Source organism: Pseudomonas guariconensis, from assembly GCF_040822035.1.
GTDB classification, from domain to species: domain Bacteria; phylum Pseudomonadota; class Gammaproteobacteria; order Pseudomonadales; family Pseudomonadaceae; genus Aquipseudomonas; species Aquipseudomonas guariconensis.
Map to the genome: position 1 here is coordinate 75,207 of NZ_CP162012.1, position 18,148 is coordinate 93,354.

22 protein-coding genes are annotated in these 18,148 nt (G+C 63.7%); 10 read left to right on the forward strand and 12 right to left on the reverse strand.

The window, feature by feature from the left end; genetic code table 11:
- Positions 1–978: an NADPH:quinone reductase gene (locus tag AB1N67_RS00330; protein WP_090344114.1), complete on the reverse strand. Its 978-nt coding sequence runs from the start codon at positions 976–978 to the stop codon at positions 1–3.
- 132 nt (positions 979–1,110) lie between these two features.
- Here AB1N67_RS00330 and hemF point away from each other — a divergent pair, with 132 nt between their 5' ends.
- Positions 1,111–2,022: an oxygen-dependent coproporphyrinogen oxidase gene (hemF, locus tag AB1N67_RS00335; protein WP_043207607.1), complete on the forward strand. Its 912-nt coding sequence runs from the start codon at positions 1,111–1,113 to the stop codon at positions 2,020–2,022.
- 24 nt (positions 2,023–2,046) lie between these two features.
- Complete coding sequence (aroE, locus tag AB1N67_RS00340; protein WP_070575653.1) at positions 2,047–2,871, forward strand: shikimate dehydrogenase; 825 nt, start codon at positions 2,047–2,049, stop codon at positions 2,869–2,871.
- Between the two features lie 27 nt (positions 2,872–2,898).
- Here aroE and AB1N67_RS00345 read toward each other — a convergent pair whose 3' ends face one another.
- The 3 genes from AB1N67_RS00345 to betC all read right to left on the reverse strand — a co-directional run bounded on the left by AB1N67_RS00345 (position 2,899) and on the right by betC (position 7,010).
- Positions 2,899–4,464 carry a SulP family inorganic anion transporter gene (locus AB1N67_RS00345; protein WP_182816838.1) on the reverse strand — a complete coding sequence of 522 codons (1,566 nt, stop codon included), beginning with the start codon at positions 4,462–4,464 and terminating at the stop codon, positions 2,899–2,901.
- Between the two features lie 87 nt (positions 4,465–4,551).
- Positions 4,552–5,478, reverse strand: a complete 927-nt coding sequence (gene choX, locus AB1N67_RS00350) for a choline ABC transporter substrate-binding protein (RefSeq protein ID WP_090344101.1) — start codon at positions 5,476–5,478, stop codon at positions 4,552–4,554.
- A 14-nt stretch (positions 5,479–5,492) separates the two neighbouring features.
- On the reverse strand, positions 5,493–7,010 hold the full coding sequence (betC, locus tag AB1N67_RS00355) for a choline-sulfatase (protein WP_090344099.1): 1,518 nt from the start codon (positions 7,008–7,010) through the stop codon (positions 5,493–5,495).
- A 109-nt stretch (positions 7,011–7,119) separates the two neighbouring features.
- Here betC and AB1N67_RS00360 point away from each other — a divergent pair, with 109 nt between their 5' ends.
- The gene (locus AB1N67_RS00360) at positions 7,120–8,019 is read left to right on the forward strand and encodes a LysR family transcriptional regulator (RefSeq protein WP_090344097.1); all 900 of its coding nucleotides are present in this window, start codon (positions 7,120–7,122) and stop codon (positions 8,017–8,019) included.
- A gap of 45 nt (positions 8,020–8,064) precedes the next feature.
- Here the strand turns inward: AB1N67_RS00360 and AB1N67_RS00365 are convergent, their stop codons facing one another.
- Entirely contained in the window at positions 8,065–8,682 is a 618-nt protein-coding gene (locus AB1N67_RS00365) for an NAD(P)-dependent oxidoreductase (RefSeq protein WP_367863464.1), read from the reverse strand.
- A gap of 54 nt (positions 8,683–8,736) precedes the next feature.
- On the opposite strand from AB1N67_RS00365, the gene AB1N67_RS00370 reads away from it, so the two are divergent.
- Positions 8,737–9,066 carry a DOPA 4,5-dioxygenase family protein gene (locus AB1N67_RS00370; protein ID WP_043207625.1) on the forward strand — a complete coding sequence of 110 codons (330 nt, stop codon included), beginning with the start codon at positions 8,737–8,739 and terminating at the stop codon, positions 9,064–9,066.
- Positions 9,067–9,150: 84 nt separating this feature from the next.
- On the opposite strand, the gene trpA is transcribed toward AB1N67_RS00370, so the two are convergent.
- Together trpA and trpB are read right to left on the reverse strand one after the other, a co-directional pair.
- The gene (gene trpA / locus AB1N67_RS00375) at positions 9,151–9,960 is read right to left on the reverse strand and encodes a tryptophan synthase subunit alpha (protein ID WP_043207627.1); all 810 of its coding nucleotides are present in this window, start codon (positions 9,958–9,960) and stop codon (positions 9,151–9,153) included.
- Positions 9,957–11,174 carry a tryptophan synthase subunit beta gene (gene trpB / locus AB1N67_RS00380; protein WP_043207629.1) on the reverse strand — a complete coding sequence of 406 codons (1,218 nt, stop codon included), beginning with the start codon at positions 11,172–11,174 and terminating at the stop codon, positions 9,957–9,959. Before trpB ends, trpA begins: the two co-directional genes overlap by 4 nt.
- A gap of 161 nt (positions 11,175–11,335) precedes the next feature.
- On the opposite strand from trpB, the gene AB1N67_RS00385 reads away from it, so the two are divergent.
- Positions 11,336–12,232, forward strand: coding sequence for a LysR family transcriptional regulator (locus tag AB1N67_RS00385; protein WP_043207631.1), 897 nt, complete (start codon positions 11,336–11,338; stop codon positions 12,230–12,232).
- Here AB1N67_RS00385 and AB1N67_RS00390 read toward each other — a convergent pair.
- Positions 12,229–12,552 (reverse strand): YqjD family protein, encoded by a 324-nt coding sequence (locus AB1N67_RS00390; RefSeq protein WP_043207633.1) that lies wholly within the window; start codon positions 12,550–12,552, stop codon positions 12,229–12,231. The genes AB1N67_RS00385 and AB1N67_RS00390 overlap by 4 nt on opposite strands.
- Before the next feature lie 153 nt (positions 12,553–12,705).
- On the opposite strand from AB1N67_RS00390, the gene AB1N67_RS00395 reads away from it, so the two are divergent.
- Positions 12,706–12,921, forward strand: coding sequence for a dodecin (locus AB1N67_RS00395; RefSeq protein ID WP_043207635.1), 216 nt, complete (start codon positions 12,706–12,708; stop codon positions 12,919–12,921).
- A gap of 106 nt (positions 12,922–13,027) precedes the next feature.
- Positions 13,028–13,249 carry a DUF1161 domain-containing protein gene (locus AB1N67_RS00400; RefSeq protein ID WP_043207638.1) on the forward strand — a complete coding sequence of 74 codons (222 nt, stop codon included), beginning with the start codon at positions 13,028–13,030 and terminating at the stop codon, positions 13,247–13,249.
- Positions 13,250–13,331: 82 nt separating this feature from the next.
- Here the strand turns inward: AB1N67_RS00400 and AB1N67_RS00405 are convergent, their stop codons facing one another.
- Positions 13,332–14,336, reverse strand: a complete 1,005-nt coding sequence (locus tag AB1N67_RS00405; protein ID WP_070575681.1) for an LLM class flavin-dependent oxidoreductase — start codon at positions 14,334–14,336, stop codon at positions 13,332–13,334.
- Between the two features lie 151 nt (positions 14,337–14,487).
- Between AB1N67_RS00405 and AB1N67_RS00410 the strand changes: the two genes are divergently transcribed.
- Positions 14,488–14,913, forward strand: coding sequence for an OsmC family protein (locus tag AB1N67_RS00410; protein WP_043207643.1), 426 nt, complete (start codon positions 14,488–14,490; stop codon positions 14,911–14,913).
- Between the two features lie 70 nt (positions 14,914–14,983).
- Positions 14,984–15,217 (forward strand): DUF1161 domain-containing protein, encoded by a 234-nt coding sequence (locus AB1N67_RS00415; protein WP_043207645.1) that lies wholly within the window; start codon positions 14,984–14,986, stop codon positions 15,215–15,217.
- A gap of 20 nt (positions 15,218–15,237) precedes the next feature.
- Here AB1N67_RS00415 and AB1N67_RS00420 read toward each other — a convergent pair whose 3' ends face one another.
- Together AB1N67_RS00420 and AB1N67_RS00425 are read right to left on the reverse strand one after the other, a co-directional pair.
- A complete protein-coding gene (locus AB1N67_RS00420) occupies positions 15,238–15,651 on the reverse strand; it encodes a hypothetical protein (protein ID WP_043207647.1) in 414 nt (137 codons plus the stop codon).
- Between the two features lie 78 nt (positions 15,652–15,729).
- Entirely contained in the window at positions 15,730–16,146 is a 417-nt protein-coding gene (locus AB1N67_RS00425) for a hypothetical protein (RefSeq protein ID WP_367863465.1), read from the reverse strand.
- A gap of 66 nt (positions 16,147–16,212) precedes the next feature.
- Here AB1N67_RS00425 and AB1N67_RS00430 point away from each other — a divergent pair, with 66 nt between their 5' ends.
- Positions 16,213–17,304, forward strand: a complete 1,092-nt coding sequence (locus tag AB1N67_RS00430; protein WP_043207653.1) for an aminopeptidase — start codon at positions 16,213–16,215, stop codon at positions 17,302–17,304.
- Positions 17,305–17,400: 96 nt separating this feature from the next.
- Here AB1N67_RS00430 and AB1N67_RS00435 read toward each other — a convergent pair whose 3' ends face one another.
- Positions 17,401–18,051: an HAD family hydrolase gene (locus tag AB1N67_RS00435; protein ID WP_043207657.1), complete on the reverse strand. Its 651-nt coding sequence runs from the start codon at positions 18,049–18,051 to the stop codon at positions 17,401–17,403.
- Between the last annotated feature and the right edge of the window lie 97 nt (positions 18,052–18,148).

Here is an 18,148-nt window from a genome sequence, read left to right on the forward strand (position 1 = left end):
TCAGGGCAGCAGCACAGTCGAGCCAACGGTTCTGCGTGCCGACAGCTCCGTCTGGGCCTTGGCCGCTTCGCTCAGCGGATACCGCTGCTGGATATCCACAACCAACTTGCCGCTGCTGATCATGCCGAACAAATCGTCGGCCATGGCCTGGGTGTTCTCGGCATTGTTGGCGTAGCTACCCAAGGTCGGGCGGGTCACGTACAGCGAGCCCTTCTGCGAGAGGATCCCAAGGTTCACCCCGGTCACTGCGCCCGACGCGTTGCCGAAGCTCACCATCAAGCCGCGTGGACGCAGGCAGTCCAGCGAAGTGAGCCAGGTGTCGGCGCCCACACCGTCATAGACCACCGCGCACTTCTGGCCGTCGGTCAGCTCCAGCACGCGCTTGGCCACGTCCTCATGGCTGTAATCGATGGTCGCCCAGGCGCCCAGAGCCTTGGCGCGTTCGGCTTTTTCGGCGGAACTGACCGTGCCGATCAGCTTGGCACCCAGGGCTTTCGCCCACTGGCAGGCCAATGAGCCCACGCCACCGGCAGCAGCATGGAACAGGATGAAATCGCCCGGTTGCACGGCGTAGGTCTGCTTGAGCAGGTATTGGGTGGTCAGGCCCTTGAGCATCACTGCGGCGGCCTGTTCGAAGCTGATGGCCTCCGGCAACATGACCACGTTGGCCTCTGGCAGGGTGTGCACCTCGCTATAGGCGCCCAGCGGCCCGCCGGCATAAGCCACGCGATCGCCCACTTTCAGCCGGCTGACGCCTTCGCCGACCGCGTCGATCACGCCGGCAGCTTCGGTGCCCAGGCCTGAGGGCAGCGCGGGCGGCGCGTACAGGCCGCTGCGAAAATAGGTGTCGATGAAGTTCAGCCCGATCGCGTGGTTGCGCACGCGGACTTGTTGCGGGCCCGGAGGAGCGGGTTCGAACTCGACCAGCTGCAGGACTTCCGGGCCGCCGTGCTGGTTGAACTGGATACGCTTGGCCATCTCACACTCCGTTGTCTGGGAATCGGGAAGGCCTTCTATCGGACGCCTTTGCTTGATCGCCGTCAACTGCGGCGTAGCTTGCGCCGATGGTATGCTAGCCGGCACATTTTTCCGCTCCTTCCAGGTGACCCGATGACCAGCCGCACCGAGGCCGTGAAAGCCTACCTGCTCGACCTGCAAGACCGCATCTGCTCTGCCCTCGAAAACGAAGACGGCGGCGCCCGCTTCGTCGAGGATGCCTGGGTGCGCGAAGCCGGGGGCGGTGGCCGCACGCGGGTGATCGGTGAAGGCAAGGTGATCGAAAAGGGTGGTGTTAACTTCTCCCACGTGTTCGGTGCCGGCCTGCCGCCGTCGGCCAGTGCCCACCGCCCGGAGCTCGCCGGCCGTGGTTTCGAGGCGTTGGGCGTGTCGCTGGTGATCCACCCGCACAACCCACATGTGCCTACCTCCCACGCCAACGTGCGGTTCTTCATCGCCGAGAAGGAAGGCGAGGAGCCGGTGTGGTGGTTCGGCGGTGGTTTCGACCTGACGCCTTACTACGGCAACGAAGAAGACTGCATCCACTGGCACCGGGTCGCCGAGCAGGCCTGCGCGCCGTTCGGCGCCGATGTGTACCCGCGCTACAAGGCCTGGTGCGACCGGTACTTCCACCTCAAGCACCGGGGCGAGCCACGGGGCATTGGCGGGCTGTTCTTCGATGACCTGAACGAGTGGGACTTCGACACCTGCTTCGCCTTCCTGCGCGCCATCGGCGATGCCTACATCGAGGCCTACCTGCCGATCGTCCAGCGCCGCAAGGCCACGCCGTACACCCCCGCACAGCGCGAGTTCCAAGAGTTCCGCCGTGGGCGCTATGTGGAGTTCAACCTGGTCTACGACCGCGGCACCTTGTTCGGCCTGCAATCGGGCGGTCGCACCGAGTCGATTCTCATGTCGCTGCCGCCGCAGGTCCGCTGGGGCTATGACTGGAAACCCGAGCCGGGCAGCGAGGAAGCGCGCCTGACCGAGTACTTCCTGCAGGACCGTGACTGGCTCAATCAGTAAGCCTGTGGATAACGAGGAGTTCCCATGGACCAATACGTCGTTTTCGGTAACCCCATCGGCCACAGCAAGTCGCCGTTGATCCACCGCCTGTTCGCCGACCAGACCGGCCAGGACTTGGAATACAGCACCCTGCTGGCCCCGCTGGATGATTTCAGCGATTGCGCCCGCGGCTTCTTCAAGCAAGGCGCGGGGGCCAACGTCACCGTGCCGTTCAAGGAAGAAGCCTTCCGCCTGTGCGACAGCCTCACGCCACGGGCCCAGCGTGCAGGTGCCGTGAACACCTTGAGCAAACTGGCCGACGGCACGCTGCAGGGCGACAACACCGATGGCGCCGGCCTGGTGCGGGACCTGACGGTCAATGCCGGCGTGGAGCTTGCCGGCAAGCGCATCCTGATTCTTGGTGCCGGTGGTGCGGTGCGCGGCGTGTTGCAGCCAATTCTGGCGCATCACCCGCAGTCGCTGGTGATCGCCAACCGCACGGTGGAAAAAGCCGAGCAACTGGCCCGGGAGTTCGATGACCTGGGGCCGGTGGTGGCCAGTGGTTTTGCCTGGTTGCAGGAGCCGGTGGACCTGATCATCAATGCCACCTCGGCGAGCCTGGCGGGTGAGTTGCCGCCGATTGCCGACAGCTTGGTCGAGCCGGGGCGCACGGTCTGCTACGACATGATGTATGGCAAGGAGCCGACGCCGTTCTGCCAGTGGGCCACCCGGTTGGGCGCGGCCAAGGTGCTCGATGGCCTGGGGATGCTGGCCGAGCAGGCGGCCGAGGCATTCTTCACCTGGCGTGGGGTGCGGCCGGATACGGCACCTGTGCTGGATGAGCTCCGGCGGCAGTTGGCGCGAGGCTGACAGAGTTGGGCCGCACAGCGGCCCTCATCACTCTTCGAAGCGGATCGGGCACAGCGCGGCGCCTTCAAGCTTTTGCAATTCTTCGATCACCTGCGGCCTGGCACGATGCAAGGTGAGGCTCCCGCCATTACGCTTCAGTCGCCGCGCTTCGCGGTGCAGCATGTCCACCCCTGAGTAGTCGATGAAATTGATCTGCCGAGCGTCGATCACGACCTGCGGCCCTTGGCAGCGTTGCAGGCGCACCTGCAGATAATGAGCGGCGCCGAAGAAAATCGACCCGCCCACTCGCAGCACATCGACCCCCCCTTCCCGGCTCTGTTGCACCCGTGGCCGCGAGGTGCGCTTGAGATAGAAGAACAGCGATGCCAGCACGCCCGCATAGATCGCAGTCTGCAATTCCAGCAGCAAAGTGGCGGCGGCAGTCAACGCCATGACGAGAAACTCCGAGCGGCTGACCCGAAACAGCGAGCGGATGGCCCGGTGATCCACCAACCCCCAACAGATCAGCAGAATGCTGCCGGCCATGGCTGGAATCGGCAGGTGTGCGATCAGCCCGGCGCCGGTGACGGCGAACAGGGCCACCCACAATGCCGAGAACACCCCGGCCAATGGCGAACGGGCGCCTGCGTCGTAGCTCAAGCCTGAGCGGGTGAACGAGCCCGATGACAGATAACCGGAAAACAGCGCGCCGACCATGTTCGACAGGCCCTGGGCACGGATCTCCTGATTGGCGTCGATCAGTTGCTCGGAACGCGCCGACAACGACCGGGCAATCGACAGGCTGGTCACCAGCCCGAGCATGCCCACCGCCACGGCGCTGGGCAGCAGGCGCAGGATCAGTTCCAAATCCAGCAGCGGCAACGGGCTCAAGGGCGGCAACTGGCCAACGAAGGCAGGCACCCTGGGCACGTGACCAAAGACGCTCGGCAGCAGCCAGGCAATGACGCTGACCACCACCAGGCTGATCAACAGGCTGGGCCAGCGTGGGCGCCAGAGCTTGAGCACTACACCGATCAGCAGGGTCGCCAGGCCCAGGGCCAGCGACGGCAGGTCGACCTCGCCGGCATGGTTGAGCAAGTCCTGCAATGTGCGCAGCGCCGTGGCCTGGCTGGGCAGGTCCATGCCCATGAGGTTGGGCAACTGACCGAGGGCGATCACCACCGCAGCGCCCAAGGTGAACCCGAGCACCACGGAGTGGGAGACGAAATTGACCAGCGCGCCGAAACGCAGCATCCCCAGCAATAGCTGGAACACGCCGCCTAGGAAGGTCAGCAGCAGCACCAAGGTGATGTAATCGTCGCTACCAGCCACGGCAAGCGGGCTGATGCTGGCGTAAAGCACGATGGAGATGGCTGCGGTCGGGCCGCAGATCAGGTGCCAGGACGAGCCCCACAGGCAGGCCACCAGCACCGGCACGATGGCGGCGTACAGGCCATATTCGGCGGGCAGGCCGGCGATCAGGGCGTAGGCGATCGATTGCGGCAGCGCGAGGATCGCGCCGCTGAGGCCCACCAGCAGGTCCTGGCGCAGGCTGCGGCTCGATTGACGGGGGAGCCAAGTGAGGAAGGGCAGCAGGTGGCTCAGGTGGGGCATGGGGAGTACAGATTCCTGGAGATTTTTCACCAGCCCTGTGGGCGCGGGTATACCCGTGTCCACAGGGGTTATGTGTCGCTCAGCGGATCAAAGTCTAGCTTTTACAGCCTCTTGGGCATCCCCACCTTCTTTGGTGGTCACCCCGGCCAGCCAAGTGTTCAACGATTCTGGATGCGCCTTCACCCAGGCCTTGGCCGCTTCATCGAAACTCACCTTCTTGTCCACAACCTCGGCCATGATGCTGTTTTCCATCTCCAGACTGAAGCGCAGGTTGCCCAGCAGTTTCGCTGCATTTGGGCAGGCCTGTGGATAACCCTTGCGCACCAGGGTGTACACCTCCCCCTTATCGCCGAACCACTGCTCGCCGCCCGTCAAATAATGCATCTTGAGCTTCACGTTCATCGGGTGCGGTGTCCAGCCGAGGAAGGTGATGAACTGTTTTTTCTGCACCGCACGCTGGACCTGAGCCAGCATCGCCTGCTCGCTGGATTCGACGAGCTTCCACTGCCCCAGGCCGAAGGCGTTCTTGCCGATGATTTCTTTGAGCGACAGGTTGGCCGGTGCCCCGGAGCCGATGCCGTAGAGCTTGTTGCCGAACGCGTCGGCATGTTTTTGCAGGTCAGCGAAGTCTTTCACGCCGGCCTCCCAGACGTAATCCGGCACCGCGAGGGTGAATTGCGTACCTTCAAGGTTGCGCGCCAGACGCTGCACGTCGCCGTTGGCGACGAACTTGTCGTGAAAGCCCTGCTGCGCGGGCATCCAGTTGCCCAGGAAGGCATCCACCTGACCGTCCTTGAGGCCGCCGAAGATGATCGGTACGGCCAGGTTGTCGATCTTCACCTGGTAGCCGAGGCTCTCCAGGAGCAGGCGGGCCACGGCATTGGTGGAGGCGATGTCGCTCCAGCCGGGGTCGGCCATTTTGACGGTGGTGCATTGGCTATCGCTGTCGGCGTGGGCGGGGATGGCGGTCAGGCCCAGGGCCAGGGCGATCAGGGCGGTGGAGAACTTCTTCATGGCGGTCTCTCTGCTCAATCCAGGGGTGCGGGCTGTGGATAACGTGCCTTGCGCTCGAGGTCGTCGAGATCGATGTGGTTGCGCATGTACTGTTGGCTGGCGTCCACCCAGGGTTGGTGGTCCCAGCTTTTGAGCTTGCCGATGGAAAGCGCCTCTGCCACCAGACGACGACGGCGCTGGCTGGCCAGCACTTGCTGGCGCAGGACGGGAATGTCCCAGCGTTGGCGGGCTTGATCGACAAATGCCTGCAGCAGCGCCTGATGATCCGGGCTGCCGGTGAGGTTCTCCCGCTCGTGCGGGTCGCGGCTCAGGTCATAGAGTAGACATGGGTCGTCCTCGCTGTACACGAACTTGTATGGGCCTCGGCGGATCATCATCAGCGGGCCGACGGTGCCCTCGGCCATGTATTCGCCGATCACCTCGTCATGCCCACCCTGCCCTTGCAGGTGCCCGACCAGGGAGCGGCCATCCAGGTGCAGGGCTGGTTCGACTGCGCCACCAGCCAGCTCCACCAGGGTTGGTAACAGGTCACAGGTGGAGACGTTGGCGCTGATCCGCGCCGGGGCGAAGCGTTTGGGCGCGTGCACCAGAAGTGGCACCCGGGCCGACATCTCGAACCAGTGCATCTTGTACCAGAGCCCGCGCTCGCCAAGCATGTCGCCGTGGTCACCGGAAAACACGATCAGGGTGTCCTCGGCCAGGTCGCATTCCTCCAGGGTCTGCAGGAGCTTGCCGATGTTGTCGTCGATATAGCTGCAGGCGCCGAAATAGGCGCGGCGGGCATCGCGGACCTTGTGCGGCGGCAGGGGTTTGTCCCACAGGTCATAGACCTTGAGCAGGCGTTGGGAGTGCGGGTCCTGCTCGTCTTGGGCAATGGTTGCAAGCGGCATGGGGATATCCACACCGTCGTACAGATCCCAGTAGTGCTTGGGAATCGTGTAGGGGTCATGGGGGTGCGTCATGGAGACGGTCAGGCAGAACGGCCGGCCGTCGCCCTCGCGAACATGGTCGTAGAGATACTGGCGGGCCTTGAACACCACCTCTTCATCGAAATCCAGTTGGTTGGTGCGCACGCAGGGCCCGGCCTGCAGTACCGAGGACATGTTGTGGTACCAGCTCGGGCGCAGGTCGGGTGCGTCCCAGTTCACGGCCCAACCGTAGTCGGCCGGGTAGATGTCGCTGGTCAGTCGTTCTTCGTAGCCGTGCAGTTGGTCTGGCCCACAGAAATGCATCTTGCCAGAGAGCGCGGTGCGATAGCCCAGGCGACGCAGGTAATGAGCATAAGTGGGCACGTCGGCTGGGAAATCCGCAGCGTTGTCGTAGGCACCAATGCGGCTGGGCAGTTGCCCGCTGACCAGGGTGAAGCGCGAGGGTGCGCACAGCGGGCTGTTGCAGTACGCAGCGTCGAACACTACCGCCTGTTCGGCCAGGCGGCTCAAGTGCGGCATCTTGATGGGGGATGAGCTGTAGATGGGCAGCAAGGGCGCGGCCATCTGGTCGGCCATGATGAACAGGATGTTGGGTCGCTTCATGGGGGCCTTCCATCGTTGGAGGTTATGGGAACCGCTTGCGATCGAGGATGCGACTGTGGATAACATGGGTAAAGCCCATGCCGGGCAATGAGTGGGATTAGCTACGCTTATGTTTGAGCACCTCGCTGACGTTTCTCTGGATACCTTGCGGGTCTTCGAGGCTGCCGCCCGGTTGCGAGGCTTTACCGCTGCGGCATTGGAGTTGGGCACTACGCAGCCGGCGGTGAGCCAGCAGGTCAAGCGCCTTGAGGCCCAGTTGGGCACGCGCCTGTTCGACCGGATCTACCGGGGAATTGAGTTGACCGAGACCGGCCAGGCGCTGTTCGAGCAGATTCACCAAGCGTTGCTGGCGATGGACGACGGCATCGCCCAGGCCAGTGGGCGCGGCCAGCGCGAAGTGTTGCAGGTGGCCACCGACTTCGCCTTTGCGGCCTTTTGGCTGATGCCACGGTTGCCGCGCTTCCATGAGGCTTATCCACAGGTGGACGTCAGCCTGGTAACCGGTGAGCGTAGTCAGGCCATGCTGCGTCCGGACATCGACGTGGCGGTGCTGTTTGGCGATGGCCGTTTTCACCAGGGCGAGAGCCGCTGGCTGTTCGACGAAGAGGTCTTCCCTGTCTGCAGCCCCAACCTGATGCGTGGCAAACCCGCGTCAGCCGAGGCTTTGCAACGATTACCCCTGCTTCATCTGCGCGGTGAACAGGCCAGTCGCTGGTTCGATTGGACGGGGGTCTTTCGAGGGTTCGGTCTGCACAGTCCACCCCCGCCTGGGCAGATGCGTTTCGACAATTACACGCTGTTGATCCAGGCGGCGATTGCCGGCCAAGGTGTGGCGATCGGTTGGCGACATTTGGTGGATGGGCTGGTGGACCAAGGGCTATTGTGCCGGCCGCTCGAAGGCAGTTTGCGCTCGACGCGCGGGTATTACGTGGTATTGCCGCCGCGCAAGCGGCGTGGGGCGTTGATCCAGCGGTTCGTGGATTGGCTGGAGCAGGAGCGAGGGCTGTGATGCCACGGGCGCTGCTTTGCGGCCCAGCGCAGGCAGCCCCGCGTTCTAGAGCACGAAGTTCACGTGCTCGCCCTGATGCAGATTCAACTCCAGGGCATCGACCATCCCTGCCGCAATCCGCGCCAATCGCTGCAAAGGCCCGGCCAGTCCGGGCTCCAGGGTTCCATCGAGGTTGTGGAAATGCTCGATGCCCAGGCCTGGCATCTCTTCAGGGGCGTTGATCAGCGTCCAGCGCAGCGCGCTGCGTTGCAGTTGATCGACGATCTGGTCTGCGCACGTCCGTTGCGCTTCGCTGTGCCCGGCCGGCTTGTCCAGCACATCGAAATCGCCCACCAGCAACAGCCGGCGTATAGTCGTACGCGAAAGGCCTGCCACCAGGGCTTCGGCCATTTGCCGTTGCGCAGGCAGATCGTCTGGCGCCAGCGCTGAAAGCAAGGCGATCACCGCCGAGCCTCCGGCCACGCTCTGTTCGGCCTGGTGCTTGTCACCTAGCGCGCCTCGCTTGAAGTGCAGCCCAGGACGCGGTGCGTGACGGTTAAGGTCATCGACCACCGCGGTGACCTCGTGCTGGCGCGACAGCAGCTCGACGATCAATGCACTGCCCAGGCTGCTTTCGGCACCGAACAGAACCAGTTTGAACACTGGAGTCTCGGCATTTTTCACAGGATCGCTCCCCTTCGCTGGCCAGTGATCCTTTGACCTCATTTGGGAGTAATCGTGCAAAGGATCAAGGGTTATCACGCCCACGTGTATTACGACGCAGCGACGATGGAGCAGGCCCGGGCGCTGTGCGAGGAAGCGGCGCGGCTGTTTCCCGTGACTATGGGGCGCATGCACCAGAAGCCGGTCGGGCCGCATCCGGACTGGAGCTGCCAGCTGGCCTTCGGGCCGGAAGTGGTGGGCGTGGTGTTGCCGTGGTTGGCGCTGTATCGCAAGGGGTTGGTGGTGTTCCTGCATCCGCTGACGGGGGATGAGCTGGCGGATCACCGGGATCATGCGATCTGGATGGGGGCCGTGCGGCCACTGGACTTGTCGATATTCGAATGAAAGGGCCGCTTTGCGGCCCATCGCAGGCTATCGCCAGCCCCCGCGAGCGGTGACTCCCGCGGGGCTGGCGCTGCGCTCGCTAGGTTACAGGCGGGCGCCGCGTACGCCTTCAGCCAGTGCCGAGCACAGGCTCAGCACATCAGCCACTGCCTGGTCGGCACTCTTGGCTTGGGCGATCTTGTCGACCAGCGCCGAACCGACCACCACGCCTTCGGACAGCTTGGCGATCGCCGCTGCCTGCTCCGGTGTGCGGATGCCGAAACCCACGCTGATGGGCAGGTCGGTGTGGCGGCGCAGGCGAGCGATGGCCTGCTGCACGTGCTCGGTGGTGGCCGAGCCCGCACCGGTCACGCCGGCCACCGAGACGTAGTAGACGAACCCGGAGCTGCGCTCCAGCACCCGCGGCAGGCGGGCGTCATCGGTGGTCGGGGTGGTCAGGCGGATGAAGTCGATGCCTGCGGCCTGGGCCGGGGTGGCCAGCTCGGCGTCGTGCTCAGGCGGCAGGTCGACGATGATCAGGCCATCGACGCCGGCGTCCTTGGCCTCTGCCACGAAGCGCTCCACGCCAAAGCGATGGATCGGGTTGTAGTAGCCCATCAGCACGATTGGCGTGGTCTGGTTGCCGACGCGGAACTCGCGGACCATCTGCAAGGTTTTCGCCAGGGTCTGACCGGCATCCAGGGCGCGCAAGGTCGCCAGCTGGATGGCCACGCCATCGGCCATCGGGTCGGTGAACGGCATGCCCAGCTCGATCACGTCGGCGCCTGCTTCGGGCAGGCCCTTGAGGATGGCCAGGGAAGCGTCATAGCCAGGGTCGCCGGCAGTGATGAAGGTGACCAGCGCGGAGCGGCCTTGGGCCTTCAGCTCGGCGAAGCGGTGTTCAAGACGGCTCATGGCTGTTTCTCCTGGGCGGCCATATGGTTCATCACGGTTTGCATGTCCTTGTCGCCACGTCCGGACAGGCACACGACCATCAGGTGGTCCTTGGGCAGGTTCGGTGCGCGCTTGATCGCTTCGGCCAGAGCATGGGAGCTCTCCAGGGCCGGAATGATGCCTTCCAGGCGGCAGCAGGTGTGGAAGGCGTCGAGGGCTTCATCGTCGGTGATGCTGACGTACTCGACACGTTTCACTTCGTGCAGGTAGGCGTGTTCAGGGCCGATCCCCGGGTAGTCCAGGCCGGCGGAGATCGAGTGGGCATCGGTGATCTGGCCATCCGCGTCCTGCAGCAGGTACGTGCGGTTGCCATGCAGCACGCCCGGGACGCCGCCGTTGAGGCTGGCGGCGTGCTTGTCGGTGTTCACGCCGTGGCCACCGGCTTCGACGCCGATGATTTGCACGCTGGCATCATCGAGGAAGTCGTGGAACAGGCCCATGGCGTTGGAGCCACCGCCGACGCACGCAATCAGGCTATCAGGCAGGCGGCCTTCCTTCTCATGCAACTGGGCGCGGGTTTCCTTGCCGATGATCGATTGGAAATCGCGGACCATCGCCGGGTACGGGTGAGGACCTGCCACGGTGCCGATCAGGTAGAAGGTGTCGTCGACGTTGGTGACCCAGTCGCGCAGGGCCTCGTTCATGGCGTCCTTGAGGGTGCCGGTGCCGGCGGTGACCGGGACGATCTCGGCGCCCAGCAGCTTCATGCGGAACACGTTGGCTTGCTGGCGCTCGATGTCGGTGGCGCCCATGTAGATCACGCAGGGCAGGCCGAAGCGTGCGGCCACGGTGGCGGTGGCGACGCCGTGCATGCCGGCGCCGGTCTCGGCGATCAGGCGTTTCTTGCCCATGCGTTTGGCCAGCAGCACTTGGCCAATGCAGTTGTTCACCTTGTGCGCGCCGGTGTGGTTGAGTTCTTCACGCTTGAAGAAGATTTTCGCGCCGCCGCAGTGTTCGGTCAGGCGCTCAGCGAAGTACAGCGGGTTGGGACGGCCGATGTAGTCGCGCTGGAAGTAGGCCAGTTCCTCGAGGAACTTCGGATCGGCCTTGGCCGCTTCGTATTCGCGGGCCAGGTCCAAGACCAGCGGCATCAGGGTTTCGGCCACGTAGCGGCCGCCGAACGAGCCGAACAGGCCGTTGGCGTCGGGGCCGGCGCGGTATTGGGTCTGGGTCATGGGGCGCTCCATAGGCGATGTGATCAGTGAAATCGTGTGGGCCTGTGCGCAGCTGAACCCGCGAACAGGCCTTTCTCGTCGATGGGCCTACTCTAACCACGACATGGCTGGCTGAAAACCGATAAGATTGCGATAACTTGTCAGAAAATCTCACATATAAAATGCGCCAGGATCTCCCCCCTCTCAATGCCTTGCGGGCCTTCGAGGCCACTGCCCGGCTCAACAGCGTCAGCCAGGCTGCCGAGCAGCTACACGTGACCCACGGCGCCGTCAGCCGACAGATCAAGGTACTCGAGGAGCATCTGGGTGTGGCCTTGTTCGTCAAGGATGGGCGCGGCATCAAACTCACAGATGCCGGGTCACGCCTGCGCGATGCGAGCTTCGATGCCTTCGATCGGCTGCGCACGGTCTGCGCGGAGCTCAGCCGTGATGTCAGCGAGGCGCCGTTCGTGCTGGGGTGTTCTGGCAGTCTGCTGGCGCGCTGGTTCATCCCGCGTTTGGGACGGCTTAAGGCTGACTTGCCGGAGCTGCGGCTGCATTTGTCCGCCGGTGAAGGCGACCTGGACCCCCGGCGCCCCGGACTGGATGCCTTGCTGGTGTATGCCGAGCCGCCGTGGCCTGCGGACATGCAGGTTCATGTGTTGGCCCAGGAGCGCATCGGGCCGGTGGTGAGCCCGCATTTCGCGGGTTTCGAGCGCTTGCGCAGCGCGCCGGCCAAAGCGTTGCTCGATGAAGCCCTACTGGATACCACCTCGCGCCCACAGGCCTGGCCGACCTGGGCCGAGCAGCAAGGGCTTGACCCGGCCGCGTTGAGGTTCGGCCAAGCCTTCGAGCATTTGTATTACCTGCTGGAGGCCGCAGTGGCCGGTCTGGGGGTGGCCATCGCTCCGCAACCGCTGGTGGCGGATGACCTACGGGCCGGGCGGCTGAGCGCACCTTGGGGCTTCTCGCCTACCCGCGCAGCCTTGGCGCTATGGGTGCCGCGACGCGCCGCGGACGGGCGCGCCGAGCAGTTGGCGCAGTGGCTGCGCAACGAGCTGGACCTTCAAACGACTTAGTTGCGCTTGCACATCAGCCAGGCGGCCAGCAGGCCGAGGGCACCGATGGCGACGCCTGCGGTGGTCCAGGGATGTTCCTGGGCGTAATCGCGGGTGGCGATGCCGGTCTGGCGGGTGCGGGCTTTGACTTCTTCGTAGGCTTCGCCCATCAGTGTTCGCGACTGCCTGAGCGCGTTCTCGGCGTTGCTGCGGATCGCTTTCATGGATTTCTGCGACTCTTCCGAGGCGTCGTGCTTGAGGTGTTCGAGGGTCTTGAGCAGGCTTTCGATCTCCGCCTCCATGCTTTCCAGCGACGCTTTACGCAGCGAGTTGTAGGCCATGATGACTCTCCTTCGCGTGGGTTGGGTTGTAAGGGTTGCGACTGTGCAGCGAAGCGAAAGTGCGATCGAACTTTCGTTTGCCATGCAAGTTCGCAGGTAAAGCGGGCCTGCGCTGCTAGGCTCAAATCTCACACGCCAACAAGGAGAGCGCTCATGTCCGATCATCGCACCTACAAGAAGATCGAGCTGGTCGGGTCCTCGCCCACCAGCATCGAGGACGCGATCAACAATGCCCTGGCTGAAGCCGGCAAGAGCATCAAGCATTTGGAGTGGTTCGAAGTCGTCGATACCCGTGGCCATATCCGCGATAACCAGGTCGCGCACTTCCAGGTCACGCTGAAGGTCGGTTTCCGCATCGCCAACAGCTGAAACAGGCCCAGGCTGGCTTCGCCCGGCCAGATGGGGTAAAGGTTGCAGGGTGCCATTTCGATAATGGCACCCTGTCCTTTTTTGATCTGAACAAGGAAAGCGATCGATGAAGAAACTGATTCTGGCGGTGGGTTTGATGGCGCTGGCAGGCGGGGCATTTGCGGCTGGGAAGCCGTGCGAAGAGCTCAAGGCCGAGATTGCGGCGAAGCTGGATGCCAAGGGCGTGAAAGACTACACGCTGGAGATCGTGAACAAGGGCGAGCCGGCGGGCAAAGTGGTCGGTACCTGCGAAGGCGGTACCAAGGAAATCGTCTATCGACGGGGTTGAGTGAATGAACGCTTCGCGGGTGAACCCGCTACCACGTGCTCTGCGTTGAGGCCTGTGGAAGCGGGTTCACCCGCGAAAAGCACTACTCGGTCTTGAGCGCCTGGGCCAGCAGCTCGTAAGAGCGCAACCGATCCGCATGCTCATACAGGTCGCAGGTGAAGATCAGCTCATCGGCACCGGTCTGCTCCAACAGCACTTCCACCTTGGCCCGCACCTTCTGCGGGCTGCCGATCATCGCCAAGCCCAGGAAACTGCCCACCGCATCGCGCTCGTGGGGCAGCCACAAGCCGTCCATGCTCGGCACCGGTGGTCGCTGCATCAGGCTTTGGCCACGGATCAGCGCGAGGATGCGCTGGTACACGGAGGTGGCCAGATACTCGGCCTGTTCATCGGTGTCGGCCACGACCATCGGCACGCCCAGCATCACGTAGGGCTTGTCGAGCACGGTCGAGGGCTTGAAGTGGTCGCGGTAGATGCGGATCGCCTCATGCATGTAGCGTGGGGCGAAGTGCGAGGCGAAGGCGTAGGGCAGCCCGCGCATGCCGGCCAGCTGGGCGCTGAACAGACTGGAGCCCAACAGCCAGATCGGCACGTCGGTGTCATGGCCGGGCACGGCGATGACCTTCTGGTCCGGCGTGCGAGGGCCCAGATAGCGCGATAGCTCTTCGACATCATCCGGGAAATCATCGGCGCTGCCGGAGCGTTCGCGGCGCAGTGCGCGGGCGGTCATCTGGTCGGAGCCTGGCGCACGGCCAAGGCCCAGGTCGATACGGCCGGGATACAGGCTGGCCAAGGTGCCGAACTGCTCGGCGATGACCAGTGGCGCGTGGTTGGGCAGCATCACGCCGCCAGAGCCGATGCGGATGCTCGAGGTACCGCCGGCCAAGTAGCCGATCAGCACCGCCGTGGCGGAGCTTGCGATGCCATCCATGTTGTGGTGTTCGGCCACCCAGAAGCGGTTGTAGCCCCAGCGTTCGACGTGCTGCGCCAGATCCAGCGAGTTGCGCAGGGACTGGGCCGGGCCGCCGTCGGCGCGCACCGGTACCAGGTCGAGGGTAGAAATCTTCAGGTCACGCAGGTGCGTCATTGGAGCCTCCGCTGAAATTTGGCCAAGGGGCCTTGAAGACTCTGTATGGGCAGTTTCCGGGGTTTCAATGTTGAGCGTCGGATTGTTCTGAACTTGCATAGGGTGCCGTCCTCAGAACCCATAGGTACTCATCCTATGACCAGGAGGCAGCATGAAAAAGACAGCATCGGCGATCTGGCAAGGCGGGCTCAAGGACGGCAAGGGCTCGCTGTCCACCGAGAGTGGGGCGCTCAAGCAGAATCCCTATGGCTTCAACACCCGCTTCGAAGGCTCGCCTGGGACCAACCCGGAGGAGCTGATTGGTGCGGCGCATGCGGGGTGTTTCTCGATGGCCCTGTCGATGATGCTGGGCGAGGCCGGCTTGACCGCAGAACGCATCGACACCATTGCCGAAGTGAGCCTGGACAAGCAGCCGGACGGTTTCGCCATCACCGCCGTGCACCTGATCCTCAAGGCCAAGGTTCCTGGCGCCAGCGAGGCGCAGTTTCAGGAAATCGCCAACAAGGCCAAGGCCGGCTGCCCGGTATCGAAGGTACTGAACGCCACGATCAGCCTGGACGCGAGGTTGGTTGCCTAGGCGCAACAGGGGCGGTTTCCTGTAGTCTAACCAGCGTTGGCAGCTGGTCTGCCTCTTCAGGAGCCGTCCCATGATCCGCGTTGCAACCGCCGTGCTGGTTTCCCTGCTGGCCACGACCGCCCTGGCCGCGCCCAAGCCGTGCGAAGAACTCAAGGCCGAAATCGAAGCGAAGATCCAGGCCGCGGGCGTGACGTCCTACACTTTGGAAATCGTGCCCAATAGCGAGGTCCGCGACCAGAACATGATCGTCGGCAGCTGTGATGGCGGGACCAAGAAAATCATCTACCAGAAAAACGATCGGTAGAAAGGGCCCGCGCTTGCGGGTCACGGAATGCAGAAAACGTTGCTGGGCTCGTCCACCACCACCGTGCGTTTGGCATCGTACAGCAGCACCTGCGGCTGCATTACCGGCGCTCGGGCTTCCAGACGATAGCGTTCACCGGCCTTGAAGTCGTCGTAGCGCACGGTCAGGTAGCAGGTGCGTTCGGTTGGATCGGTCGAGAAGCCGCCTGCGTACACCTCGTAGTCGAAGCGCACCACCAACTCGTGCCTGCCAGGTGTGACCTGGAAGTAGCGGCCATCATCGAGCCGTTTGCCGTCCAGGCGGTCGGCCATGATGGTCCTACCGGGGGTGATGGTGTAGAGATCGACCCAGGCCTGCTTGGGGTCGACGGGCGGCAAGGGGCTGGCGCAGGCCCCCAGCGCACTGAGGGCGATCAGCATCATGGGCTGGCGCATGGCGAAACTCCCGCTTGCGATTCACAAGCTATAAGCATAGCGCCGACAGGCCCGCACTGTCGCGAAAGTCGTGGTCTTTCAGGTGCGCTGGCAGCCTGCTGGCAAGCCTTGGCTGACGAGTTTTCGCTGCTGGTCGTACAGCTTGATCCAGGGGCGGAAACCGATGCTGCCGGCTTGCAGTTGGTAACGTTGGCCGGCGCTGAAATCCTTGAAGGTCAGATTGAGCTGACAGTCACGCCACAAGGGTTCGTCGACCGGGCCGATGTTGCTCGGCTCCACGGCGAACTGGTAGCGCACAGTGAGCTCATGGTTGCCAGGCTGGACTTCGAAATAACGGGTGTCGGCCCAGTCGCGTTCGTCCACCTGCATTGCGTGCAGTGACGTGTTGTCGAAAGGCGCGAGATCGACCCAGGCCTGATTAGGGTCTGGCGCCGGCAACGTGGAGCATCCGGACAGCAGCACGAGCGTGCCGGCGATGACAATCATTGAACGCATGGCGAAACGCCCCCCTGGCGAGATAGTCTTGGACCGCACTGGCCGTGAGCGAGATAGACAGCCTTGATGTTCCGACTTTTTCTTTTACAGCGCTCAAGCCCTGGGCCTCTCGACCGCGTTTTCACCCGTTTGGTTCCCGTCCTTGCAGCCCTCCTGCTGAACGGTTGCAGCAGCCTTGGCTATTACGGACAACTGGCCGAAGGGCAATGGCAGTTGCTGCGCGCACGCCAGCCGGTGCAGCGCCTGCTTGATGACCCCACCACTCCTGCTCCCTTGCGCCAGCGACTGGCGCAGGCCGAGCTGGCCCGGTCGTTCGCCAGCGAGCACCTGAAACTGCCGGACAACCGCAGTTACCGCATCTACGCCGATCTGGGCCGACCCTATGTGGTCTGGAACGTGTTCGCCACGCCGGAGCTATCGTTGCAGCCGGTGACCCATTGCTTCCCGATCGCCGGTTGTGTCGCCTACCGCGGCTACTACCGACAAGGCGCGGCCCGGGGGGCGGCGGCACTGATGCGCCAGCAAGGACTGGACACCTATGTGGGGGGCGTCGAAGCGTATTCGACCCTGGGCTGGTTCGACGATCCGATTCTCTCCTCGATGGTCGGCTGGGGCGACGAGCGTCTGGCCGCGGTGATCTTCCACGAGCTGGCGCACCAGCGTTTCTATGTGCAGGACGACACAGAGTTCAACGAGTCTTTTGCCTCGTTCGTCGAGCAGGAAGGATCGCGGCAATGGCGCGCAGCCCGTGGGCTTGCAGCGATTCGGGAGGATTCGCTGCGCCAGCGCGAGCAGTTCATCCAACTGGTGCTGGACAGTCGAGCGCGGCTCGAGGCGATCTACGCAAGCCCACGCAATGAGCCAGCCAAGCGGGCGGCCAAGCAGGCGGAGTTCGCACGGCTGCGCCAGGCCTATCGGCAGGTGCGCGATGAGCAGTGGCAAGGGGACAAACGCTATGACGCCTGGATGTATGGGCCGATGAACAACGCCAAGCTGTTGCCGTTCGGGCTGTATGACCAGTGGGTGCCGGCGTTTGCGGCGTTGTTTAGGCAAGCGGGCGGAGACTGGAGCCGGTTCTACCGGCAGGTCGAGGCGCTGGGGCGGTTGCCGCTCGAAGAGCGCAAGACGCGGTTGGCGCGATTGGCTGCAAGCCGGTGAGTGGGGCCGGCTTGCGCCCTTTGCAGGCTTCTACAAGGGTCACCGCTGCCCTGTAGGAGCCTGCGAACGGGCTGCAACAGCAGCCGCCCCCTGCACTTAATGACCGACGAATGCCTGGTGCATCTGCGCCAGGGTCTCGAAATGAAATGCCGGCGCTTCGGCTGTGAGCTCTTCACGGCTGCCGAAGCCATACCCCACCGCCACCGCCTGCAAGCCGTTGCTGCGCGCACCGATCAGGTCGTGCTTGCGGTCCCCGATCATCAGCGTCTGGGCCGGGTCCAGCCCTTCTTCGTCCAGCAGGTGGCGAATCAGCTCGACCTTGTTGGTGCGGGTGCCATCCAGTTCGCTGCCGTAGATCACCTTGAAGTGGTGGTCGAAGGCAAAGTGCCGGGCGATCTCCCGGGCGAACTCCCAGGGCTTGGAGGTGGCGATGTAAAGCGTGCGGCCTTGGCTGTTGAGGGTTTCGAGCAGTTCTGGCACGCCGTCGAACACCAGGTTCTCGTACAGGCCCGTGACACGGAAGCGCTCACGATAGAAGTTCACCGCCTCCCAGGCTTTGGCTTCGTCGAAGCCATAGAACTGCATGAAGGCTTGCAGTAAAGGTGGGCCGATGAAGTGTTCGAGGCGGGTCAGGTCCGGCTCGTCGATGCCCAGCTTGGCCAGGGCGTACTGGATCGAACGGGTGATGCCCAGGCGTGGGTCGGTCAGGGTGCCGTCGAGGTCGAAGAGAATGTTCTGCTGGTGCATGTACAAAGGGTTCCACTTGAATGCTGCGTGGCGTTGTTCGCGGGTAGACCCGCTCCCACAAGGTCAGTCGTAGGGCTTGTGGCGCGGTTAGTCGCGA